At 43.1% G+C, this 23,892-nt stretch carries 26 protein-coding genes; 10 read left to right on the top strand and 16 right to left on the bottom strand.

Going from position 1 to position 23,892, the window contains the following annotated elements; translation table 11 throughout:
• Positions 1–77: 77 nt before the first annotated feature.
• A complete protein-coding gene (locus tag BJP37_RS05715; protein WP_008181701.1) occupies positions 78–296 on the top strand; it encodes a DUF4327 family protein in 219 nt (72 codons plus the stop codon).
• 434 nt (positions 297–730) lie between these two features.
• On the opposite strand, the gene BJP37_RS05710 is transcribed toward BJP37_RS05715, so the two are convergent.
• Both BJP37_RS05710 and BJP37_RS05705 read right to left on the bottom strand, forming a co-directional pair.
• On the bottom strand, positions 731–1,954 hold the full coding sequence (locus tag BJP37_RS05710; protein WP_075897168.1) for a protein kinase domain-containing protein: 1,224 nt from the start codon (positions 1,952–1,954) through the stop codon (positions 731–733).
• Positions 1,955–2,213: 259 nt separating this feature from the next.
• Positions 2,214–4,535: a serine/threonine phosphatase gene (locus tag BJP37_RS05705; RefSeq protein ID WP_075897166.1), complete on the bottom strand. Its 2,322-nt coding sequence runs from the start codon at positions 4,533–4,535 to the stop codon at positions 2,214–2,216.
• 420 nt (positions 4,536–4,955) lie between these two features.
• Here BJP37_RS05705 and BJP37_RS05700 point away from each other — a divergent pair, with 420 nt between their 5' ends.
• On the top strand, positions 4,956–5,675 hold the full coding sequence (locus BJP37_RS05700) for a pentapeptide repeat-containing protein (RefSeq protein WP_075897164.1): 720 nt from the start codon (positions 4,956–4,958) through the stop codon (positions 5,673–5,675).
• 184 nt (positions 5,676–5,859) lie between these two features.
• Here BJP37_RS05700 and BJP37_RS05695 read toward each other — a convergent pair whose 3' ends face one another.
• Positions 5,860–6,336: a TspO/MBR family protein gene (locus BJP37_RS05695; RefSeq protein ID WP_070391544.1), complete on the bottom strand. Its 477-nt coding sequence runs from the start codon at positions 6,334–6,336 to the stop codon at positions 5,860–5,862.
• A 104-nt stretch (positions 6,337–6,440) separates the two neighbouring features.
• On the opposite strand from BJP37_RS05695, the gene BJP37_RS38595 reads away from it, so the two are divergent.
• The gene (locus tag BJP37_RS38595) at positions 6,441–6,593 is read left to right on the top strand and encodes a hypothetical protein (protein WP_158069447.1); all 153 of its coding nucleotides are present in this window, start codon (positions 6,441–6,443) and stop codon (positions 6,591–6,593) included.
• Here the strand turns inward: BJP37_RS38595 and BJP37_RS05690 are convergent.
• Entirely contained in the window at positions 6,558–7,142 is a 585-nt protein-coding gene (locus BJP37_RS05690; RefSeq protein WP_075897162.1) for a ParA family protein, read from the bottom strand. The two genes, BJP37_RS38595 and BJP37_RS05690, sit on opposite strands and share 36 nt — an antisense overlap.
• 12 nt (positions 7,143–7,154) lie before the next feature.
• Entirely contained in the window at positions 7,155–8,048 is an 894-nt protein-coding gene (locus BJP37_RS05685; RefSeq protein ID WP_070396514.1) for a ParA family protein, read from the bottom strand.
• A 29-nt stretch (positions 8,049–8,077) separates the two neighbouring features.
• On the opposite strand from BJP37_RS05685, the gene BJP37_RS05680 reads away from it, so the two are divergent.
• Positions 8,078–8,935, top strand: a complete 858-nt coding sequence (locus tag BJP37_RS05680) for a ParA family protein (protein WP_075897160.1) — start codon at positions 8,078–8,080, stop codon at positions 8,933–8,935.
• 333 nt (positions 8,936–9,268) lie between these two features.
• Here the strand turns inward: BJP37_RS05680 and BJP37_RS05675 are convergent, their stop codons facing one another.
• On the bottom strand, positions 9,269–9,709 hold the full coding sequence (locus BJP37_RS05675) for an SRPBCC family protein (protein WP_075897158.1): 441 nt from the start codon (positions 9,707–9,709) through the stop codon (positions 9,269–9,271).
• Positions 9,710–9,734: 25 nt separating this feature from the next.
• On the opposite strand from BJP37_RS05675, the gene BJP37_RS38590 reads away from it, so the two are divergent.
• Positions 9,735–10,097, top strand: a complete 363-nt coding sequence (locus BJP37_RS38590) for a hypothetical protein (protein WP_158069446.1) — start codon at positions 9,735–9,737, stop codon at positions 10,095–10,097.
• On the opposite strand, the gene zds is transcribed toward BJP37_RS38590, so the two are convergent.
• Entirely contained in the window at positions 10,022–11,458 is a 1,437-nt protein-coding gene (zds, locus tag BJP37_RS05670) for a 9,9'-di-cis-zeta-carotene desaturase (RefSeq protein WP_070391536.1), read from the bottom strand. The two genes, BJP37_RS38590 and zds, sit on opposite strands and share 76 nt — an antisense overlap.
• On the opposite strand from zds, the gene BJP37_RS40780 reads away from it, so the two are divergent.
• Both BJP37_RS40780 and BJP37_RS41890 read left to right on the top strand, forming a co-directional pair.
• The gene (locus BJP37_RS40780; protein WP_198954360.1) at positions 11,421–11,645 is read left to right on the top strand and encodes a hypothetical protein; all 225 of its coding nucleotides are present in this window, start codon (positions 11,421–11,423) and stop codon (positions 11,643–11,645) included. The genes zds and BJP37_RS40780 overlap by 38 nt on opposite strands.
• Positions 11,646–11,824: 179 nt before the next feature.
• Positions 11,825–11,974, top strand: a complete 150-nt coding sequence (locus BJP37_RS41890; protein ID WP_158069444.1) for a hypothetical protein — start codon at positions 11,825–11,827, stop codon at positions 11,972–11,974.
• A 229-nt stretch (positions 11,975–12,203) separates the two neighbouring features.
• Here BJP37_RS41890 and BJP37_RS38575 read toward each other — a convergent pair whose 3' ends face one another.
• Positions 12,204–12,485, bottom strand: coding sequence for a hypothetical protein (locus tag BJP37_RS38575; protein ID WP_158069443.1), 282 nt, complete (start codon positions 12,483–12,485; stop codon positions 12,204–12,206).
• A 14-nt stretch (positions 12,486–12,499) separates the two neighbouring features.
• Positions 12,500–12,742: a type II toxin-antitoxin system Phd/YefM family antitoxin gene (locus tag BJP37_RS05665; protein ID WP_075897156.1), complete on the bottom strand. Its 243-nt coding sequence runs from the start codon at positions 12,740–12,742 to the stop codon at positions 12,500–12,502.
• A 228-nt stretch (positions 12,743–12,970) separates the two neighbouring features.
• Between BJP37_RS05665 and BJP37_RS05660 the strand changes: the two genes are divergently transcribed.
• The 3 genes from BJP37_RS05660 to BJP37_RS05650 all read left to right on the top strand — a co-directional run bounded on the left by BJP37_RS05660 (position 12,971) and on the right by BJP37_RS05650 (position 16,991).
• Complete coding sequence (locus tag BJP37_RS05660) at positions 12,971–14,479, top strand: aromatic ring-hydroxylating dioxygenase subunit alpha (protein WP_075897154.1); 1,509 nt, start codon at positions 12,971–12,973, stop codon at positions 14,477–14,479.
• Between the two features lie 620 nt (positions 14,480–15,099).
• Positions 15,100–15,333 carry a hypothetical protein gene (locus BJP37_RS05655; protein WP_075897152.1) on the top strand — a complete coding sequence of 78 codons (234 nt, stop codon included), beginning with the start codon at positions 15,100–15,102 and terminating at the stop codon, positions 15,331–15,333.
• Between the two features lie 668 nt (positions 15,334–16,001).
• On the top strand, positions 16,002–16,991 hold the full coding sequence (locus tag BJP37_RS05650; protein WP_075897150.1) for a tetratricopeptide repeat protein: 990 nt from the start codon (positions 16,002–16,004) through the stop codon (positions 16,989–16,991).
• Between the two features lie 1,410 nt (positions 16,992–18,401).
• On the opposite strand, the gene BJP37_RS05645 is transcribed toward BJP37_RS05650, so the two are convergent.
• The 7 genes from BJP37_RS05645 to BJP37_RS05620 all read right to left on the bottom strand — a co-directional run bounded on the left by BJP37_RS05645 (position 18,402) and on the right by BJP37_RS05620 (position 23,759).
• Positions 18,402–19,058, bottom strand: coding sequence for an ester cyclase (locus BJP37_RS05645; RefSeq protein ID WP_075897148.1), 657 nt, complete (start codon positions 19,056–19,058; stop codon positions 18,402–18,404).
• A gap of 171 nt (positions 19,059–19,229) precedes the next feature.
• Complete coding sequence (locus BJP37_RS43305; protein WP_269086955.1) at positions 19,230–19,364, bottom strand: hypothetical protein; 135 nt, start codon at positions 19,362–19,364, stop codon at positions 19,230–19,232.
• 126 nt (positions 19,365–19,490) lie between these two features.
• Complete coding sequence (locus tag BJP37_RS05640; RefSeq protein WP_158069442.1) at positions 19,491–19,982, bottom strand: PEP-CTERM sorting domain-containing protein; 492 nt, start codon at positions 19,980–19,982, stop codon at positions 19,491–19,493.
• A 305-nt stretch (positions 19,983–20,287) separates the two neighbouring features.
• Positions 20,288–20,734, bottom strand: a complete 447-nt coding sequence (locus BJP37_RS05635; RefSeq protein ID WP_075897144.1) for a hypothetical protein — start codon at positions 20,732–20,734, stop codon at positions 20,288–20,290.
• A gap of 281 nt (positions 20,735–21,015) precedes the next feature.
• Entirely contained in the window at positions 21,016–21,588 is a 573-nt protein-coding gene (locus tag BJP37_RS05630) for an HD domain-containing protein (protein WP_075897142.1), read from the bottom strand.
• 42 nt (positions 21,589–21,630) lie between these two features.
• Positions 21,631–22,788 (bottom strand): TauD/TfdA family dioxygenase, encoded by a 1,158-nt coding sequence (locus BJP37_RS05625; RefSeq protein ID WP_081431085.1) that lies wholly within the window; start codon positions 22,786–22,788, stop codon positions 21,631–21,633.
• Positions 22,789–22,814: 26 nt separating this feature from the next.
• Positions 22,815–23,759: a hypothetical protein gene (locus BJP37_RS05620; protein WP_075897138.1), complete on the bottom strand. Its 945-nt coding sequence runs from the start codon at positions 23,757–23,759 to the stop codon at positions 22,815–22,817.
• Positions 23,760–23,892: the final 133 nt, after the last annotated feature.

Genomic DNA, 23,892 nt, shown 5'->3' with positions numbered 1-23,892 from the left:
TACCGCAAAGGGGAAGCATTGTAGTTCAGGTATTCGCAAAAGCCAATCTAACAACAGAATTTTAGAGATTTTAGAGTATGACTCAAACAGTTACTCACCCCATGGTGAAGTTGCAACGCCATGTGCGTTCACTGGCGGAATCCAAAATTATTAAACCCAGTGACAGCCTTTGGAAAATTGCCCTGCTCTATGGGGATGAATGGTCCTACTGGAAACAGGAACTGACTGAATTCGGGTTTACCATGCAAGACCCGATCAGTGACTTACTAGCTGTGGAAGCCTGGGACGAAGAATGATCTGATCCAATTTGAGGTTAAGTACTTATATATCTCATCAGGTGCGACCCTAGGCCGCGAGCAATCCCTCGCGGCCTAGGAAGCGGGCACCTATTTGTTTTGTTCGTAAGAATGAAAATTGAGAATTGAAAGTTGTCAGTGGTTAATTAGCTATTGAAAATTAGCTATTAACAATTAGCTATTAACAATTTTCAAAAGGCGATCAACGGGGATCAACCATTGTCAGAAGTAATTAACCGGACTTGATCTGACTTCTTTCGCTTCCGTTTGGCGTCCAAGCTTCAATCGGTGGAGCTTGGTCATGGATGAGGAATAGCTGCCGGTATGGTGAGTATATACTTTCTTTATTCCCTGATTTTCCTTATCCTAATCACTAGCCTACTACGCCAAATTCTGCCCGTGAAATTTCTGCTCATATTCTAAGACGCCGACTCCTAAATACAAGCAACCAAAGCCTGCATAAGTTCTTTTGCCGTTTGGTAGCGATCGCAAGCCCTTGGTTGACAAACCCGCTCAATCACTTTCCTTAATTGGGGAGTAACAGTGGGAACGCTTGATACATCAAACCGATATCCTGAACTACGCCTTTGATAATACTTTAGAGGCGCTTCCCCGGTGAGCAGAAAGATTAAAGTTGGGCCAATGGCGTAAAGATCCGATTGAGTGCAAGGCTGACCTCGGTCTTGTTCAGGAGCGCTATATCCTTCCGCTCCAATCCGTGTACCTGGTATAGTGCCAATTTCTTTAACAGCACCGAAATCCAACATGACAATTCGGTTATCTCGATGGCGTACCATCAAATTCGCCGGCTTAACGTCTCGGTGGATTAGAGGCGGCTGCCGATCGTGGATGTAGTCTAAGATATCGCAAGTTTGAATCATCCACTCTACTGCCTGGGGCAAGATAACTGGTCCAGTGCTCAAGACACGTTTTTCTAAATCTTCACCGTGAATCAGAGCCATTGCTAAGTATTTTTTACCCCCTTCCACAAAAAAGTCGTAATACTGGGGAATTCCGGGATGATTCAGGGTTTTCAGGGTGCGAGCCTCTCGTTCAAACAGTTCTTGAGCCTTGGAAATTTGAGCCATGTCAGCATTCATTTCCTTGAGTACTAGTAGGAGTGGGTATCCATCTTTGCTGTTAACTTTGTCCCAGGCAAGATAAGTGGTTCCCATTCCCCCCTGTCCCAAAGTTCGCAAAACATGGTAGTTGCGAATGACTCGCTCGACTGGCACCAAGGGTTGACCACAGTGAATACAGAACAAATTTCCTGGTGCATTGCCTTGGTGTTGGCATGGCTTAGTAGTCTCAGCCAAGGGCTTGGGTGCTAGGGCAGGTAGTTGCTGGGTTTGAACTTGGAATTGCAGCAGTGGACCTTTCTGGGCTAGCTGAATCAGAGCCTTTTCCGGCAGCACCCCCTGGGAAACCAAGACACCATTTAGGAAGGTGCCATTGGCACCCTGATTGACCAACTGCCACATCGGACCCGATGGGGAAGCACTAGCCCTGAGTTCCAGGTGATGTCGTGACACGATCGGGTCATCGACAATCACATCATTATCAGGAGCACGACCAATGCGAATCGTAGATTTGCTCTGAAAGCTCCACTGCTGCACTGGAGTGGGGCTTAACGGATCTAAGAGGGTCAGTGTGACCATAGTCAGTTGTCCTTTGTCCAAAGTCCTTTGTCGGTTTTATCCTTTGTCGGTTTTGTCCTTTGTCGGTTTTGTCCTTTGTCGGTTTTGTCCTTTGTCGGTTTTGTCCTTTGTCCAAAGTGACTAACCAGAATATACTGGCAGCTACTAATGACATACAAGTAATGATTAATGACTAATGACTAATGACAAACAACTAATAACCTAATGACTAATAACAAACAACTAATGACTAGTGACTAACTAATGACTAACTAATGACCTAATTTAATGTTGGTTGAGCCAAGTTTGGTCGCACCTTCACGCGAACTAGGATTAGTGTAATGTTGTCGTGACCATTATGCTCATTTGCCAGCTCAATCAAGTTAGCCAGACCCTGATCGAGGCTAGATCGGGAACTGAGTAAAGGCGCTAAGTGAGTTTGCCAGTGATTTTCCAACAGGTCATTATCTGACAAACCATCAGAACAAAGTAAGAATATACTATCTTCTGCGATATCTATGAATTGCACATCGGGATTTAGGAATTGCTCACTACGCGGTCCAAGGGCTTGAGTTAGTTGATAGGCATCAGGACGAGAGTAAGCGAGCTCTGGATCTACTCCGTGCTGGATTTCTCGTTGACCCACCTCGTGGTCTATAGTGATTTGCTCTAAGCCTCGTTTCCGAGTTAGCCGATAGACCCGACTATCTCCGACATGGACAATCCCTACCTTGGTATTTTCAATCAACATCATGACTAGAGTCGTACCCATTCGACCACTGCCAGAGCGAGCATTTTCTTGGTTGATATCGAAAATCGCTTGATTTGTTACATAGACGGATTTCCTGAGACTATCTTCTGTGGGAAACTGGTCTTGCCAATTTTCTTTAAAGTAATTCTGGAGTACTTCTACTGCCATAGAACTGGCTACTTCCCCAGCCGCATGCCCTCCCATGCCATCGCAGAGAATATATAAACCACGAGCTTGTATAGTTCGACCAATAGGATTTTCCTGCTTTTTGACTTGGGTCTGGATGCCAAAACAATCCTCATTATGATCTCTTTGATGACCAATGTCTGTAATACCGAGATCATCAAGACTCTGCAAGCTCATTGGCAACAGTACCGTTGGCATTTCATCCCCTTGTTGCTCTTTTGCGGATAGATCAGATAATAATTCTTCGCTATCAGGAGGTTCAGTGTCTGCCCTTGCCATTTCTGAGAGTACAGCCTCAGTTAATTGCATACCGGAGTCGTATAGGTCATATTCTTGTTCGTCAGCAATCCCTTGCAGATGCGATCGCAATTCCTCAATAGTTTCAATTTCTTTAGTACACAACTGCCGGACAACCGTTGACAAGGACGTAAATTGGGTTCGCTGGGACTGGTTAAATAATCGTTGCCACAGTTGTCCCAAATCCTCTAGGCTTAGGGGATTTTCCTCCCTTTCGAGATAGAGACGCTCCAAACCTAGTGCTTGGTCTTCATCCACCCGGAGATTCGTCAGTTCCAACAAACTCTGACGACAATGCCAAGGCTCTAGAGCTTGCCAAAGCTTTGCCATTTCATCGAGCCAGTATAAAATTTGCAGTTTAGAAAACTCTTCAGAACCCCACAAATTACTCAGTAACTGCCATTCTGAACGGTTTTCTAGCAGGATTATCACCTTACCATTTTGCTGCCAAACATCATGAATTTCTGGCACGCTAGGGTAACATAAGTCCTTAAGAGCCAAATAGGGTTTAGCACTTTGTGGGATATCTAGGACTTTCCAAACGTCTACGTTTTCTTTCGAGGAAGGTTTTGGCTGCTCTAGAGTTGTCGATAGATCAAATTTCTCTGGAGACAATTTTGTTTGAGTAATCAGGGCTTCTAGGGGAGACTTTTGTAACGGTTGGCAGTCCAAAACTGTTACAAAGATACTATATGTTGTCTTACTTTCCTCTATCTGATATCTGATTTTCTCAGGTTCTAGTACTCTGTAACGCTTACCCTGGTCTAGATAGACAATTGTTGCTGTCTGAGAAGTTGGGTTTTCGAGATTAGGAATTGACCAGGTCGAAGCTTCAGTAGATTGAGGTTTCTCCTCTATTGGCGTAATCTCTAGTAATGGCTCCTGCCCAGATTCTAGTTCCACTTGATCTGAGCCACTGCTGTTGTTTATTGATGCTTCATCAGCCAACAGTGTTGATGCTTGGGATAAGGTAGCATCATCCCCTGACTCAATTAGTATAGTATCCGATGCAGTTAGCCACTCTTGTGTTGTTTCTAGGGATGATTCTGCCTGGGTTAGTGCCCTCTCGGTCTGGTCAGACTGTGGTTGTGACACTGCTACTGGGGTAGCCTGCTCAGCTGAGGAGTCTGACACCTCAACCGGGGTTTGAGGAGAATCCTGGAGGGACGTTGGCGAATTTTGCTGCTTAGAAATAATTGCCCTCCAAACCGTTCCTGTTAAGGCACCGCAGTTGTGACAACTTTCAGCATTTAGGGGCACTTGGGTAGCGCATTCATGACAACTTTTATCGGTTAGGGAAGTTCCACATCGTTGACAAAACTTGTTGGTATTTGGGTTCTCGAACTGACACTGGGGACAAACTAACATAATGGAACTTCCTTAATCCTTAAATTCCGCGCTTTGGTGGGTAACTTTTAAGAGTTAATCTAACTGCCATCTAGTTGGCCAGGCTGTCATCTATGATGGCAGCTTTTAGCAGCATAGCCTGATTCCAATTTTTACGCTCTCGTGCCATGTCATGCTATAATCAGAGAAATTTTTTAAGTAACTATTTTTTTTCTAGGCTACACCCTATAGTTTAACCAGGGAGCAGAGGGTGAGGGCAAGCAAACGGCAAACTAGCTCTATTATCGGTCCGTTCTGGCAAAGCCTCTCCTCTTACTACAGCCAACAGCTGCTATTGCTATATACAAAAGTTTAAACTTTTATTCCGGTAGGGGCGAAAAATATCTTGTATCTATCTAAGTAGAGGGCTACTCTCAGGTCAATCTGGGCAAGCTTTTGTTGATGAACATTAAACTAGCTTTAATCATTGCTGTCATCTTCGGGGCAACTATACCAATTGCTCTTCATCTATCATCTGCGGAACAGGTCAGCATATCCCTAAAAACTAATGATAACTCTAGTAAGAGAATTCAACATCAACAAGCCAAAACAAAAGTGCTTGAGTTAATGTTAAAAACCAAGACCTGTGTAGAGTGTGATCTCATCGGTATTGATTTGAGTGGACTTGACTTAAGTGGAGTTGACTTTAGCCGAGCTGACTTTAGCCAAGCTAACTTATCCGATAGTAACCTAGAGAATGCTAAACTCAAAGATGCCAAACTAATTGGTGCTCGTTTAGAAAACGCCAAGTTAACCTCTGCTGACTTAGATGGCGCTGATTTTAAAGATACTAACTTGAAAGGTGCTGATCTCAGTGATGCTACTCTCCTCAATATCCGATTGGCTAATGCTGATTTAAGTGCTGCTATTCTTAATCGTACGGAGCTTCGAGAAGCTGACTTGACTGGTGCCAATATGGAGCATGCTGACTTGAGTCATGCTAGTATTTATGGTGCAATTTTGAGGGAGGCTAATCTCACTGGGGCTAACCTTTATAAAGCCAATTTGCGTTACGCCAATTTGCAAGATGCAGTATTAAAGGGCACTAATCTAAAGGGCGCTGATTTACAATTTGCTGTGATGCCTGATGGGAAAACTGTTTATGGAACGGATGATTACTAATCTCTGGGAAAATTAAATTAAAATTAAATGAATGTAAGCATTCAGCTATCAGCTATCAGCTATCAGCTAATGCGCTACGCCCACGCTACGCGAACAGCTTTTGAATAAAACAAGTAAGTATTGGTTTAATCTCTGTTACGTCACCTGACTGCTGACGGCTGACGGCTGAATGCTTACAATAAAATTAAGCTGCTCCTGGATTAAGTCGCCTCATTTCCCAGGTAGTGTAGGTACCAATCGGACTCCAAATCATGTAGGGAAGTAGCAGCAAGAACGCTACGAGAGATACAGGATAAATCAGTAAAGCCAGGATAATACTTAATAAGGCACCTGTGCCACCAATAATGGTGCCAACGGTGAGGCTACGAAACAGGAACATGACTGGTGTATAAGCCATGGTGATGATTTCTAGTAGTAGATATAAACCCATCAACAACCAGGTGCTTCGGCTACCTGGGTCATTTTCCCAAACTATATACGCTGACCAACCACCGCAAATAAAGATAGTTATCCAGATCAGGGGAATTGCTCTCTCGAAGGTGAGCCATTGCGGACGACGTAAGCGATAGAACCATCTGACTCCTTCGGGTCTGGTGATTAAGTTACCAGCGAATGCTACTAGCAGGGTTACCGCTGCAATTACCATCCAAGATTTAATCATGATTTTCGCCTTGCTCCTAAATTCCCAATTTCATCAAAAATCAGCAAAAATGTCGTAAAATAAACCAAATTAATCGAAAAATACCTCTTACCTCTCTTCCCCCGATGCCCGACTCCCGATTCCCGATTCCCGATTCCCGATTCCCGACTCCCGACTCCCGACTCCCGACTCCCGATTCCCGACTCCCGATTCCCGATTCCCGATTCCACCCTTGTGCTCAACTATTTCTTAGATTTATTTGTTATAATATTCGATAATTTTTGGATAAATTCTTGAGTGAATTGAGTAAAGGCTTTGGCTCCAGTTGCTTGGGGTTCATTGATGACCACAGGTCGAAACTCATCCACAGCTTTGGCAACCGCAACATTCCTGGGAATTTCTATACTAAAAATTTTGTCTTTCCCAAAATTATCGGTCAATCGGTTCTTGACTTGTGTAGCCATATTGGTGGCGTGACCAAGGGAGAAAAACAGAATCCCAATCAGGGTTATCCCAGAGCGATCGCTTTGTACGAGCTTTTTGATCTGACCTTCTTCGAGGATGCCAATCCCAACCACTGATAACGGTTCAGCTTTGGCAGGAATGAGATAAAAATCACTAGCAATAATTCCACTACGAGTGATAATATTCTCACTTGGGGGGAAATCCAATAGAATAAAATCGTAGGTTTGTTGAACTGGCTCAAGGGCACGCTTAATTAAATAATTTTCTAGCTGATTCCAGTNCCCGATTCCCGATCCCCGACTCCCGACTCCCGACTCCCGACTCCCGATTCCCGACTCCCGATTCCCGATTCCCGATTCCACCCTTGTGCTCAACTATTTCTTAGATTTATTTGTTATAATATTCGATAATTTTTGGATAAATTCTTGAGTGAATTGAGTAAAGGCTTTGGCTCCAGTTGCTTGGGGTTCATTGATGACCACAGGTCGAAACTCATCCACAGCTTTGGCAACCGCAACATTCCTGGGAATTTCTATACTAAAAATTTTGTCTTTCCCAAAATTATCGGTCAATCGGTTCTTGACTTGTGTAGCCATATTGGTGGCGTGACCAAGGGAGAAAAACAGAATCCCAATCAGGGTTATCCCAGAGCGATCGCTTTGTACGAGCTTTTTGATCTGACCTTCTTCGAGGATGCCAATCCCAACCACTGATAACGGTTCAGCTTTGGCAGGAATGAGATAAAAATCACTAGCAATAATTCCACTACGAGTGATAATATTCTCACTTGGGGGGAAATCCAATAGAATAAAATCGTAGGTTTGTTGAACTGGCTCAAGGGCACGCTTAATTAAATAATTTTCTAGCTGATTCCAGTTGTTTTCAAACTCTTGAGGATTATCCTTTGACTGAGAAAACAGCAATGCAGCCAATAGAAAATCATTGTAGGTTTCGATATCCCCTGGCAATAAATCTAGTCCATCGACTCGACAAATATTGCGCTGAATCGCTTGTTCAATGGGAATATATGCCTGAGTGGGTGACTGAATGACTTGATTAATTATTTTTTTTAAGGTTCGGTCTTCCTTCTTGAGTTTAGCAAATTGCACTGGAGGCATCAGGCTTAGGGTAGCATTAATCTGGGTATCGAGATCAACGATTAATACTCGCATGCCATAATCTTTGGCAAGACAGGTAGCAAGGTTGACGGTGGTGGTAGTCTTGCCAACACCGCCTTTCATATTGACTATAGAAATGGTGTATCCCAGTTTTGACAAAAAGAAAGAGGTAAAATAACGTGAAGGTCATTGCAGTATACCATAACAAAGGCGGCGTCGGAAAAACCACGACGGTGGTTAACCTAGGGGCCGCTATCCGAAAAAACCGCAAAAAAGTGCTTGTGATCGATCTTGATAGCCAAGCGAATGCTACCTTTGCTACCGGACTGGTTAAATTTCATGACGAAGCATTTGATGATATCAAAGATTGTAATATTCTCCATGTTTTGCAATCTGAGGAATTCTTCTCAATCTCGGAAGTAGCTAGAAAATCTGAATTCAGCAATCCAGAAATTGATGTGGTTCCTGCCCACATCGATCTCATGAAATATGAGCTTGATATGAATCAGCTTGATTTTAGCTTCCTAATGCTGATGGATAAACTAGAGGATGTTAAAACTTACTATGATGTGGTAATTATTGATACTCCGCCCTCTTGGAATTTATATGCCAGAATTGCTTTAATCACTGCTGACTATTTAATCATCCCTTCAGACCTCAAGCCTTTTTCTAATCAAGGCTTACTGAATGTAAAAGATTTCATCAGAGCTATTAATGGCTATCGAAAACAAATCAACATTAAACCGCCACTTGAAGTCTTGGGAGTGCTGCCTTCTAAAATAGCAACCAATAACATGTTCATACAACATACCTTGCCAAAAAGGATACAAGCAATTTCCGATCGATATGGCTTTGATGTGATGAAGAGTGTTATTTTCGATCGAGATGATTTGGCAAAGTGTGCTGAACAAGTTGAAAAAGTAGACAATCAAGATATACCGTCTCCTGTGTCTGTTTTGGATTATAAGCCCTATTCTATGGCTTCAGAAGAATTTAGGTCTCTTGCCCAAGAAGTTTTGGAAAAAATAGGCATGTAAACTATAGGGTTTGTATTTGATAGGTGAACATAGGATTGATGGTAAATCGGGAATCGGGAATCGGGAATCGGGAATCGGGAATCGAATCGGTAGGGAGTAGCTAATCGGGAGTAGGGAATCGGGAATCGGGAATAGATATATTTTTCGGGTTGTGGATGTTGTATTTGTTATTAAAAAATTGGGTACGCTTAGTATACAAAAGGTTTGGATTATATCATAAATGGCAAATGTTTTTGGAGACTTACAACCATAGGGATCAGCGCGTTTCTACCATAGAGCCACTCCCGATTCCCGACTCCCGATTCCCGACTCCCGATTCCCGACTCCCCATTGCTACCCTTTAACCTTCAGAGCATAATCCCGGAATCGTTCTAAATCTTCCTGGATGGTAGACTCAACTAAGTTACCTAAAAATAAGTTATCCATTAACTGACCAAGAATGCCGGGAATTGCGTAAGCGATGGTGAGCTTAACGATACTGCTATCCTTACGGTCGTAGAAGCGCACGGCACCTCGATTGGGCAAACCATCTACTGATTCCCACTGAATAATCTGGTGTGGAACTAATTTCAGAATTCGAGAGAGCCAGCTAAACTCAAAGCCCATATTGGCAAGTTTCCACCGGGATAAGTCAGGATCCTCTTCTAGGACTTCCACTGAGTCAATCCACTTCATCCACCGGGGCATTTGTTCTAAATCTGACCAAAGGTCCCACGCTAACTCAATGGGAACTTCTACTTCAACTTGTACACTATGTTCCAGCCAATCAGACATAGGGTTTTAGATTCCTCAAGTTTTAGTGATTATATCGGGAGTCGGGAATCGGGAGTCGGGAGTCGGGAGTCGGGAGTTGGGAGTCGGGAGTGTGGGGAGATGGGGAAATGGTGAAATGGGGAGATGGGGGAGATTTTTATTAAGAGTAGACCTCTGGCAAAAGTGGTTTTCTGATACTGTTTTCGTCGTGAATTATTGTCCACGATTCCCGATTCCCTACTCCCGATTCCCGATTCCCCATTCCCGATTCCCGATTCCCGATTCCCGATTCCCGATTCCCCATTCCCTGTTCCCTGTTCCCTATTCCCTTCTTCAACTAACCAAAGACTCAATCGCCTTAGCAGCACGACGCCCGGATAGGGTAGCTCCTTCCATACTATCGATATAGTCTTGTTGGGTATAGCTACCGGCTAGGAAAAAATTAGGGATTGGGGTCTTTTGGTTAGGGCGATAGGGGTCCATGCCAGGGGCTTCCCGGTATAGAGACTGAGCGAGTTTTACGACACTAGACCAGGTCATGGTCAAGTCTCGTGAGGAGGGAAACAAGTTATGGACTTGGTGAAGCACATGTTTTGCGATCGCATCATTACTTTGTCGGATAAATGGGTCTCCTGGAGTTAGTACCAACTGCATCAGTGACCCTTCCCCCGCTTTGTAATAGTCACCAGGACTAGTGAGAGCTAAATCAGCAAAGCAGGAAAAATCAGCATCGGGAGTATACAGTAGATTATCCATCCCTGCTGCTTCTTGGAGTTGCTGGCGTTTCTCGGCATCATGAAGCTCTGTGACCCAGCCATCAAATCGTAGTTGGACCGTGGCCACTGGTACCGTATCCAGCTTGTAGATATTATCGAAATCGGACCACTTGCGCCATGATTTCGGTAACAGCCGTTGAACACCAGGCACATCAACCGCACAGACATAGGCATCAGCGGTAATGGTTTCTTCGGTTTCCCCTTTGGCAATCACTAAACCAGTGACTCGGGTTTCCTCTGGGGTTTCCGTAAACAGAATTTCCCTGACTTGGCGGCGAGTGTGGATTTTTGCTCCTCTTTCCTCTAAATAGTTAATAATTGGTTTATGGAGGTACTCATGAGGAGAGCCTTCCAGCATTCGTAGTACCGATGCTTCGGTTCTAGCGGCAAATAACTGGAATATGGTTAGCATACAACGGGCAGAAATATTCTCGGTATCGATGAAACCCAGAGCATAGGCAATAGGATTCCACATCCGCTTTAAACTACCGTCGGAACCACCATGACCGCGAAACCAATCAGCGAAACTGACCGCATCTAGGTCACGAATCGTTTTCATTGCGCCATCGAAATCTATCAAGCCACGCACCAGAGGGCTAATCCCCAGGGCAATGGAGTTTTGCAGCTTATCCTGGAGGGAGAGTTGGGAGGTGGTAAAAAAGGCTTTTAGGCCATTAAAGGGAGCACCAGTAATGAAGCGAAAGTCTAGCTCACCCTTGCGTCCATCATTATTAATAAAGGTGTGAGTATGCTCCTTCAGGCGCAGAAACTGGAACGCTCCCACCTTCTTCATCAGCTCAAACAGGTTGTAATAGCAGCCAAAGAAGACATGCAACCCCATTTCGATGTGATTGCCATCCTTATCTACCCAGCTGCCCACCTTTCCCCCCACAAAGGGACGGGATTCAAAAATTTCCACCTCATGACCAGCATCTACTAATTCTACTGCTGTGGCCATGCCCGCGAGCCCCGCACCAACGATTGCTAAGCGCATTCTCCCTTATCCTTTCAGTTTCTTTACAGATTGTAATATATTCCGGGAGTGGGGAGTCGGGAGTGGGGAGTCGGGAATCGATGTAGATGTAGATGTAGGGTGGGCAGTGCTGACCTTGGCGATGATCAGCTTTTCAATTAGTCCGCCAGCACTCCCCACCAGTGGGATCAATTGTGTTATGATTTAGCTGTCCGGCAAAATTCATCCCACACATAGGTGTGGGATGAATTTTGCACAGGGTATTAATAAAATTGCTATAATATATTCTGATAAACAAAGCCGAAAATGCTGGTTTGTCAGCCACTAAAAAACAGAACTTATTGTATCGTTCCGGCGCGGAGGGACATCCCGTGTCGTTAATAAAGCTTGCCGAGTATCCGAACCGTTGGGTGGAGTTGGCAAGAAGCCCACACTGTAATCTTCGATTCAGTGTGGGAGTATGTCACAGAAGTAACTTTTTTTTCCTTTTTTTGTTGGTGGTGGGCAGTGTTTTCCTCCGATGAAAAGCTAATCTGATCGGTTTTGAGCACAGCCTACCCTACGCTCCTTAATATTATTAAAAATTTAGTGCGTTCGCGTAGCGTGGCCTACGGCCAATCGCGTTTGAGTGCGGTGGAGTAGCCCAGTCAATTTCCTGTCGGTGGGCAGTGTTTTCCCCCGATGACATGGCTTACTGATCGGTTTCGAGCACTGCCCACCCTACGATTTATCTTCATCATCATTTCTTTTATAGCGTTTTTATGACTTAATAAGAGGTACAGTTTTTTGGGACACTGATTCCCTGAAAACTATCTTTAATATTGCCTTTTGCCTTTTGCCTCTTGCCTCTTGCCTCTTGCCTCTTGCCTCTTGCCTCTTGCCTCTTGACTCTTGCCTCTTGCCTCTTGCCTCTTGCCGCTTGCCTCTTGCCTCTTGCCTCTTGCCTCCTGCCTCTTGCCTCTTGCCTCTTGCCTCTTTCCTCTTGCCTCTTGCCTCTTGCCTCTTGCCTCTTGCCTCTTGCCTTAAAAGGATAAGCTTTGTCAGTCACCCAAATAATAATTTCTATATAATATCCTCCAAAAGCTGCTCACTTTCTGACAGCCCAATAAACCCTTCTTGTTGTGCTTGTTTAGCTTTGATAGCTATAAGTTCCTCTTCTAATTCTAATAACCTTTCAAATTCTTCTATAGAAATAACAACAGCAACCTTACGTCCTTTTTTAGTAATTTGTATTGGCTCTCTTCGAGCTAAATCCAACAGTTCACCAAAACGGTTTTTTGCATCAGATGCTCCAAGGATTTTCATAACTTTTTAGGTAAAAATACTAGACATAAAGTCTAAAATAGCTATTTTAGCTAAAATAGTCAATAGCAGCCTGTGATGTAGGGTGGGCAGTGGTTCCCTTCGAGATGGTCAGCCTTTTAATTGGTATAAAGCACTGCCCACCTGCCTCAGATTGATTAGTTTCGGTGGATAATGATTGAAGTTACGGCAAGCGCTGTTATCTTTGTGAACAAAGTATTCCCGAAAAGTATGACGATTGAAGCCAATTTAACTAATTTGAACGAAAGTCTTGATAAGTCAAGGGAACAAGTTCACCTCAAACAAGACGAAACATTTCAATGGACAAAGCAGTGGTATCCAGTAGCTGTTGTTGAATTCCTTGCGCCATCTCGTCCTCACAAAATACAGTTACTGGGTAAAGAGCTAGTGTTATGGCGGGATGGGTCTGGTAAATGGCGTTGTTTTGAAGATTTTTGTCCCCATCGATTAGCTCCTCTTTCTGAAGGGCGTGTGGAGTCTGATGGAACCTTATTGTGTGCTTATCACGCTTGGCGTTTTGATGCTCAAGGAAATTGTGTTAGTATTCCTCAATCCCAAGACCAGGAGACTGAACTTAAAAACTGCTCGAATCCTAAATCCTGTGCTGTTGCCTATCCAACTCAGGAAAATCAAGGTTTACTCTGGGTATGGCCAGAATCGGGAACCAAGGCTCAACAGGAAAGTCAGTTGAGAAAACCCCGTTTAATTCCCGAACTAGAATCAGATTCCGATCGAGTAGTCAAGCTATTTTGGAATATCCGCGACTTGCCCTATGGCTGGGACTTTTTCATGGAAAATGTTGCTGATCCCGCTCACGTACCGGTTTCCCATCACGGTATTATGGGTAGTCGCTATGAAGATGCCAAGTATTATGATATGCCTGGTCTTAGGGAAATATCCACTCAAGAAGGATTTTCCTTTGCTATTAACCCCACCGTTGAAAAGGTAGCCGAAGCAATTCATGACTTTCAACCTCCCTGTCATATGAGAATTGTTACTAACTATAACGATGGCGGAAAATTAATCTTAGCCTTATATGCCATTCCTACTCGTCCTGGCTGGTGTCGTCATATTGGTTGTCAGGTCTTAGTCAAGAATGAAGCGGGAAAAACACCAGAAGGCTTAGGATTTTTTGCCTTACCAATGCCAATTTGGTTGGGTCATGTCTTGGCTTCAGTATTTTTGCATCAAGACTTAGTATTCCTTCACTACCAAGAAAAAATATTGGCTCGACGACAACAGCAAGACTGGCTCAAGACAGTTTATACTCCCAATCCTCAAGACAAAATGGTAATCACCTTTCGTCAGTGGTTTAAAACGAGAGCAGGAGGTAAAATTCCTTGGGATTCAGGTATCAATGATCAACTTCCCAATGCTGAGTTAGATAAAAAGCAGCTTTTTGATGTGTGGTCAACTCATACTAAAGATTGTGTTGTTTGTCAAAAGGCTCTGACCAATATCAATCGTGCTGTGGTAATCAGTTATGGAGCGGCGGCGCTCTGTTTATTAATCGGAATAGTTATGGATGCCCGGGCTGTAGCATTTAAGATGGCAATGACTACAGATACCGTGACTATATCTCCTTTGAAAGTGATACCTTCAACCGGATTCTGGCTAGGGATTGCGGGAGCAATTATTCTAGCAACCATAGGCTACTCATTTAAAAGGTTAAGTCGGCTGTTTTACGTTTATGAATTTGACCATTCCAAGAATGATTAGGTAAGTTATAAATGTAGGGTGGGCAGTGGTGACTTTCGTACCGGATCAGCTTTTTAATTGGTATTGAGCACTGCCCACCAGCCCACCAGGTAAGTAGATTTAGTAGATATAGATATAGATTTAGATTTAGATGTAGGGTGGGCAGTGCTTACTTTCGTACCGGATTACCTTTTTAATTGATATTGAGCACTGCCCACCAGCCCAGTAGATGTACCAGTAGATGTAATAGATGTAGTGCGTTCGCTTAGCGTGGCCGTAGGCCAATCGCTTTACAGATTTAGATGTAGACTCGGCAGTGCTAACCTTTCGTACCGGATCAGCTTTTCAATTGGTATTTAGCACTGCCCAGCAGAGGATTAATTTTATTGAAAATTTAGACAACTAAGTATTTTTATAGTTAATATCCTGTCGGTGGGCAGTGCCTAATTACCTGAGATTTAGCTAATTTTATCTAAAAGCACTGCCCACCCTACGATGACTTTTATTTATTAAAAATCTAAAACTATTTTATATTCCATACATGCCCAATTTCATAATAAAAAAAAATTCCTAAATCCCTTGACATTAAATTAATTTATTTATATATTAATAATGTAAGCAGTTTTAAGGAATTACTACTGATGAATGACAACCTTCCACCCAACTCCGATGAAAATACCAACCCTGAAAACCCAGGTCGTAAACCTAAGAAAGTCAAGCACATCTTGATCGGTTCTCCTAAACAAGTTCGCAAAACAATTAATGCTATCTATTCCCTTAAATACGCCTATCCCGACGAGTGGAGCGCTTTCGAGCCTACCGGAAAATCTGGTCAGGTTATGACCTTTTTGATTCGATACTTATACCTAAACTAGGATAGTAAATTGCCAGGGCGTCGCCCTGGCGACTATGAATCGTGAAAATTGTTTTGTGGAGGGGTATACATCAGGATGAAGGATGAGTTGGGATCTAGTTACTTTCGAGTAGTTGCTGACTAATTCGATAGTTTATCAGTAGTGATTTAGAGTTGAGTGCAGCTCAGCTGTACTTGTGGAAGCTTACAAACTAAAAATCGGTCAAGACTTGGGGTTAACCAGACCTTGACCGAATTTTTTTTATTGATTTATTGGTATATATCCTGAGCACACATTTTTATATATGTACTCAGATAATCTCCTCATAATTACCCTTAATCACAATCTGCCCACCCACACTTACCACGCCTACCATATTTAAAACACTTACCACACCTCCAATACTCTCGCCCCAAGTACTTGAGGCTTACATAATAGAATTTGCTCAAGAATTGGGGTTAACCAAAACTTGACCGATTTTTTTTATTGATTTATTGCTATATATCCTGAGCACGCATTTTTATATATGTACTCAGATAATGTCCTGATAATTACCCTTAATCACAATCTGCCCCATCTCCCCATCAATCTTCTTGATGATGGGTATTCAACCGGACTTGATCTAAGGCAGCCCCCCTGGTGCTTTTGAAGGACTTGCTTTTTTTGTGATCAACAAAAAACGACTAACAATGGACGAAATCTCAGAAACCGCTACCTCAGCTAATCCCTCATCCCAAGACTATCGCGAATTCTTGATGGAGGTATTGCTAGCGATCGCCCACAGCAATGGCGACCCCAAAGTTGTCTACCCACTCCTGCAAGCCAACCTAGACAAACTCGATGATAACTTTATCCATATCCTTCAAGCCTGGGCTAGTGCTAAATTCTCAGAAGCGGAACCAGAAACAGCAGAAGGCATTGCTAGAAATATTGGCAACTTCAGCAACCTGATCAAGAATTTTACACTGGGCAATAAAGCCAATAACGTGGAAATCGCTATGGCTGGTTACGAACAGCTGCTAACAGTTTTTACCCGTGAGAGTAACCGGGAAATTTGGGCAGTGATTCAAACCAATCTGGGCAATGCCTACTATCAAAGAATCCGCAACCACAGGGCTGAGAATATAGAACTTGCTATTGAAGCATACCAACGAGCCTTGTCAGTTTACACCAAAACAGACTTCCCCATCGAGTGGGCAATAACTCAAAACAATCTGGGCACAGCCTACCGTGATAGAATCCGCCACGACAGGGCTCAGAATCTCGAAAAAGCGATTGAAGCATACGAACTAGCATTGTCAGTTCGCACCAAAAAAGACTTCCCCGAAGATTGGGCAAAGACTCAAAACAATCTGGGCAATGCCTACAGTCAGAAAATCCGTGGTGATAAGCAAGAGAATCTGAACAAAGCAATTGCTGCATACCAACTAGCTTTGTCCGTTCGCACCCCAGAAGCAAATCCGATTAACTGTCTGACAACTTCCCGCAGCTTAGGCAACCTCCACTTCACCCAAGGTAACTGGCAACCCGCCATCGATGCCTACGAACAAGGCAAAACTGCAGTGGAACTCATGCGGAGTTGGGCAATAAATGATCAACGCCGTCAAGAGATTAAGGCAGAGGCAATAGAAGTTTATCAAAAACTGGCGCAAGCCTATATAAATATAGGACCAATATAGAGGGCAAGCCTATAAAGCGATAGGGCGTTGCTGAATTACAGCAGTCGCGGCAGCAGTAGATATGTAGGGTGGGCAGTGCTTACCTTCCCCATATTCACCTTTGACATTGTTATTTAGCACTGCCCACCATCGGATTAATGTTATTAAAAATTTCGACGATTTTGATAATTAATATCCTGTCGGTGGGCAGTGCCTAATAACTTGATATTAAGCTAATCTTATCGGTGTCAAGCACTGCCCACCCTAGGATTAATCTTATTATTGAAAATTTAGTGCGATTGCGTTTGATTTGATGTAGAGATCTAGTAGAGATGTAGGGTGGGCAGTGCTTACCTTCCCCATATTCACCTTTGACATTGTTATTTAGCACTGCCCACCATCGGATTAATGTTATTAAAAATTTCGACGATTTTGATAATTAATATCCTGTCGGTGGGCAGTGCCTAATAACTTGATATTAAGCTAATCTTATCGGTGTCAAGCACTGCCCACCCTAGGATTAATCTTATTATTGAAAATTTAGTGCGATTGCGTTTGATTTGATGTAGAGATCTAGTAGAGATGTAGGGTGGGCAGTGCTTACCTTCCCCATATTCACCTTTGACATTGTTATTTAGCACTGCCCACCAGCCCAGATATAGATGTAGTAGATGTAGGGTGGGCAGAGATGTAGGGTGGGCAGTGCTTACCTTCCCCATATTCACCTTTGACATTGTTATTTAGCACTGCCCACCATCGGATTAATGTTATTAAAAATTTCGACGATTTTGATAATTAATATCCTGTTGGTGGGCAGTGCCTAATAACTTGATATTAAGCTAATCTTATCGGTGTCAAGCACTGCCCACCCTACGATTAATTTTATTAAAATTTTAGTCGGTGGGCAGTGCCTAATAACTTGATATTAAGCTAATCTTATCGGTGTCAAGCACTGCCCACCCTAGGATTAATCTTATTATTGAAAATTTAGTGCGATTGCGTTTGATTTGATGTAGAGATCTAGTAGAGATGTAGGGTGGGCAGTGCTTACCTTCCCCATATTCACCTTTGACATTGTTATTTAGCACTGCCCACCAGCCCAGATATAGATGTAGTAGATGTAGGGTGGGCAGAGATGTAGGGTGGGCAGTGCTTACCTTCCCCATATTCACCTTTGACATTGTTATTTAGCACTGCCCACCATCGGATTAATGTTATTAAAAATTTCGACGATTTTGATAATTAATATCCTGTTGGTGGGCAGTGCCTAATAACTTGATATTAAGCTAATCTTATCGGTGTCAAGCACTGCCCACCCTACGATTAATTTTATTAAAATTTTAGTCGGTGGGCAGTGCCTAATAACTTGATATTAAGCTAATCTTATCGGTGTCAAGCACTGCCCACCCTACGATTAATTTTATTGAAATTTTAGTGGAATGGACAGCCTGATGTTAATTGCTTGAGAAACAAACTGTTATCAAAGAAATGCTCCAAGGAGACAATCTTCAAGTCTTCAGTAACCCGAGCAATACTGATTCCAAAAACTTCTATGGTTTCTCCTGTGGGTTCATGACCTTTAAAGGAACCGCTAAACGTCCCCCAATGCCGCCACTTAAAGGTGACATTAGGAGGTCCGGAAAGCACTTCCATCAGTTCCCAAAGAAAGCCATTGGGAAAAGCGTTATGGAAAATTTCTATGGATGATTCAAAGGTTTCTTCTGTTGAACGATAGTGTTCCGTATCCCCAAGAAATACGTTGTATGTGCCGATATCAGCAACAGTCTGGGCATTGTACTTTGGTCCACCGTTAGTGCTCATCCGAAACTGGTCGGCAACAATAGACAACCACTGCTCAGGATTCGCTTTATAGGAGGCTTCCATCTCGAAAGTTCTAACTAAGTTTTGAGCGATCGCTTCCAAAGACCCCTCTGGATGATTGAATTTCCTCCCTTTCTTAAGAAATTCATTAGTTTCGGAATAATCAGGGCGTTTGCCCTCTCGCCATTCAACCCCAGCATCATTGGCGATAACTGTATCTCTTTCCTGCACCCAAACAGGCAATCCTGTGGACTGACTATTACTCATTGAAGTCTCTCAATTCAATTGATTATAATTCCTCAACAATTTTGCTAAATTGTCTTCTTGTTACCATGGCAAGTACATAAAAATTAAACTATGTGAAAAGATTGTAATAGTAAACAATAAAATGAAATATTAAAATTATAAAATAATGTAATAATCACTACAAACTAATGACTAGTAGACCATCGTGGTAGGATGAGGTGAACATACTGCGATCGCATCTCCTGGTAAGGAATCAGCGTTGGAATCAGCTGAGCGAGTTGCTGGAGAGATTTTGACCCGTGTTGTCTGAAAAAGTAAAAAGGGCAAAGAGGCGGTGGTGCGTTACGGGGCTAGGTTTTTCAACACTGGAAACCGAGAAAATCAGGCCGATCCCGCCCCTAAGGCACCCTACGCCACTTGCTTATTGATGAAATAATTGGCAACTATTGAGCGTTAACCGTCAACAGTAATTTTTTGCCGTCTACTAATAATCAAAAGTGCGATCGCACTTATCAAAATCAACATCCATACCTCTGGTTCAGGAACACCGGAAACACTAAAGGGATTAGACGGCTGATTCAACTGTTCTTCCCCAGTTTCCACCTCTCGGTCAAAGCGATCGCTCGACGCTTCTGCTTCTTTGAGCATCTTTCGTTGCTCATCATTCACCAGCACAATCATGGATGAATAGGGACTGACAATGTCATAGGTCTTGGCTATGCCATGAATCCGATCCAGTTCTTCTAGAGAACCATTCAGGTTTCGACTCAACCCTAGGATAAGTTGCCTGGCCGCCAGTGGTTCAAATCCAGTTTGACCAGTAGTCTCAGCAGTTGCTGATTCCATAAACCAAGCATAGCCATCCCTTAATGGAAAACCCAAACCACTGTTAAAGTGACATACTCCCGACGCTGCCCTAACTCGACAGCGCGGGCTTCTTACCAACTCCAGCTAATGCTGAGGATACAAGGGTAAACTTTATTAACGACACGGTCAGAAGTTACCGCAAGAATAGGGCAGCCTTTATGGTTAGTCGGTTATGCGTAAAGGGTTAAAACTTTATGATTAAGGCTGCCCTATTCTAAGGTTTCGTCTCCGGGATGCCCCGACCCGCCGGAACAATACAAAAAAAGTTCTATTTTCAGTTGGTAGGTGGCGATTAGCTCTTAATTTATTTTCCCTACCATTTTTAATATATCACATTGGCATTTCGACGTTCCGACCCTTGCCCCGCGCTTCCCATGCGACACTTACCCTCCGCAGGTAAAGTGCGGGGCTTCTCGCGGTTTAGCTAAAATTGCAGCAGCTAACCCTTTACGCCAAAGGGATGGTGGGATAAACAAGCCCCATAACCCGTAGCTACCCAGTAGGAATAGGAGTAAGTTGAGTTGTGGGATATACACCAACCATCTGAATGCGATCGCACTAATCCCAGACCCTAACATTAGCAACAGGGGATAGAGTCTTAAGGTAGGAGTTGCTGACACAGTTATAATTAAGCGATCGCGCCATAGCTGTACCAAACAAGCCATGAGCACAACACCGATTAGCATCAGATTTAGCAGTGATGCGTACTTAAATGACTCAAATAGCCATTGCAGTGCCCAGATATTCCCCAAAAGCCAAGCCACTACCAGCACGATGGTGCTGGCGAGGTTTTGACCTCTGGGGGGATCTGAATTCATCCCAGCTGTCATAACAAGTTTCTCCTTCAGAGAAATAAAGTGTGCTAAAAAGGACTATCTATCGGGACCTGTCACTTATGCAGAGCATTTCTAAAAAAGCTATAGCCCCTGCTACCAACGTTTCAAGCTCCTGATGTTTCCCGTTCGCCCTAACCCCACACCCCACACCCAGTAAAGCTTTTAAGGTTGTTTGTCACCCCGTCAGGGATTATTAATATTGCCCGCTGCCTACTTTCATCGGAAAATTTTCGACTTGGTGAAAGATCTAAGTCTAATATTTATCACGATCATCTTTAATTTTTTGGGAGGTATGAACTGTTATGGCAAGGTCGAGCGAAAATTCTATGTACCATAGGTTCAAAAAACTCTATAGATAGGCTATCATAATCAGGATCAAAACTTTTTTGATCGTAATTTTCACAAAAATCTATTGCGCTTTGATAATAGGGGTGGTATTTATATTTTTCTCTAGCATGGCGATCTAAACCCCAATGATGGCCCCAGTAATAAATGGAAAATATGTCGTGATGTTCGATAATCCAACAAACTTTTTCAGAAACATAAGCTCGAAGAATGACAGCAGCCATCGCCCCATGATTATAGGGAGCTAAAGTTCCTCCAATATCGTGAACAAGTGCAGCGACGACCATCTCTTCATTTTCACCGTTGCGATAAGCCCTTGTTGCCGTTTGCAAAGAGTGTTCATAACGAGTAATTTGATAGCCTCCGTATGCAGTTGTCAATTCGGCTAATGCACCTATAATGCGTTTGGGTAGATCTGAGTTATAGTTCTGAAAACTGTTAAACAACAGATCATAATCTTTCTGATTCCCTGTTTCAAAGGAAGTAAACTTGACTTTTTCCATACTTGCTTTTCCCCTTCAATAAAAATCATCTGTTCGAGCGGATTAACTAAATTGGTCACGATTTAGGACTTCTCTACGGCTCAATAATTGATCATATTCGATGTAGCATCCCTGGAGATGGCGATCGCCTCCCCTTGAAAATCCTGTCCGTCCGTGCATCACCCGCCGATTATCGACCATATACAAATCACCTGGACGGAGTTGATAGCGAATTTGATAGATGTTATCTTCTCGCATTCGACCAAAGGTGCAATAGGCATCATAATAAGCCTCCATTACATCAGAAGGTAGGAGAAACGGCTGGACAGCGTGATTGGAGTAGCGAATCCCTTCTACATTACCCTGAGCATCAAGGCGAATTACAGGGCTAATGGCATGGTGCTCAGTATTGACCGTATGACTATAAAAGTGAAGCGGGGTGGTTGCTAACAGATCAAATTTATGGGGGGCTTGGGTTCGCAAATCGGCTGCAATCTTAAATCCATCGACCAAGGTTGATTCACCCCCTTCTGTCTCTGAAACCAGACAGTGCAAGATTTGGATACTCGGTGGCGGGTTACGATAGGTGCTATCGGTATGAGCTGCTAAGGGAATGTTGGTGTAGGCAACTGCATCGGTCTCAACCCGTGCTTTAATATCAAACAACTCGCCCCAACTGGTTGGTCGCACAATCCCAAATCGACGTCCAACCTTGAGAACTTGACCCAGTTCCGTTGGCACATTGCAGAGAATGCCAAAACCCAGAGCATGAAACTGATTCAAAAAAGCTCGCTCTACCGATGGCTGCGTTATCAAGGATGAATAATCAACAATCGACAATTCGTTTTTAATCGTGGCATCCCATAACTTCGGTTGCTCATTCAAGAGTCTATGGGGAGATTTTGCACCATTGGAATAGTCATAGGCCCGTAGCCAATTCCCATCATAACGGCTGACATGACCATCGTAAGCCCATGTGATTTGCAGTTGATTGTCATCGGTGAGATAGCCTGCTTTAGGATAGATATCCTCTGGAATATTAATCGTCTCAACGATTCGCTGGTCAGTTGCAATCAGTCTTGACTGAGGGCAGTTGTCCCGTAACCAGAAATAATGAAACGTACTTTTTCGACCATCAGACCAATCAATTTGTAAGGCTCGCTCACCCAGATGGAGTTGAGTCATGGTAATGGCAGAGGTAATTTGCTGAGACATTATCATTTGTGCAATTCCTTATCGACCTCGGATCAAAGCTGTCTGGGCAAATCTTTTTCAGTGGAAAATGGATCAGGCATATAAGGAGGTGGCAAAATCTCTAGGAACTTAGAGATCATTAACTCATTATCCGAGGCTGCCAGCTCATAAAAATTTCCACAATTCCAAATCAAATAGACAAACTTGAAGTGCTTTTTAATTGCTGTGACACAAGTTTCAAAATCAACTTGACCAACACCCAGCCCCTTCCCTTTTACCAGAGCATTCAACCGTTTGGATTCAATCACTTCTTCTGAAAAGTAGAGTGACTTAAATAATTTATCTTTATTATCCTCATTTCTCTGATATTGTTCTTGATCGGGGATCAACAACTTTTCCTTGAATAAAATTATCCCATCTTCTTTCAGTACTTTTTTGATGTAAAAGATTTGAGTATCTCGATCCGAACAATAGAATTGTAAAGTCATCCACATATGAACAATATCAAATCCATCTTTAAACCACTCTAACTCCGGTTCAGAAGCCAGATATTCAGGTGTAATATCTACGAATGAGCCATGATAGAATTTTGAATAATTATGTTTTAGTAAGCGGTAAAAATCCTCCTTATTCGCCAAGTCAGGAGAATCAGTTAAGGTTCTAATCAAACCGTTAGAGTATTCAGCCATTGTGCGACCATGAACTGCATCTGCACCACTAATCTCGTAATATTTAATGTTGTCATTTCGCTGAACGGATAGCCATTCTGCAAATTTGCACATGGTCATGCCTAAGCGCATTGATTCCTCAGTTATAAATGGAACCGTAGCATGATAATGCCAGGAGAATCTCCCTACATTTTCCTTAAATAAGCTCCAATAGCGTGACATATCTGAGTCACTTTGAGACAAGAAATTGGGATCGACCTCGACAACTTTATTGGGAACTTGTATTTCTAGTCTACCGATTTGCTCCAGATAATTTCGGGTGGTTGTCATCCGGGGACTTTTCAGACAAAAATCACGGTACTCCTCGTAACTTGGATACGACATATCGACAGGTTGTTTGATGCTATAATATCAAATCCGGGTGTAGACTTATTGTATAGAGTGAGTCGGGAAAGATCTATGC

This window comes from Moorena bouillonii PNG, from assembly GCF_001942495.1.
Lineage (GTDB): Bacteria > Cyanobacteriota > Cyanobacteriia > Cyanobacteriales > Coleofasciculaceae > Moorena > Moorena bouillonii.
Note: the sequence above shows the minus strand (reverse complement) of the source record. Positions and strands in the feature narration are given on the sequence as shown.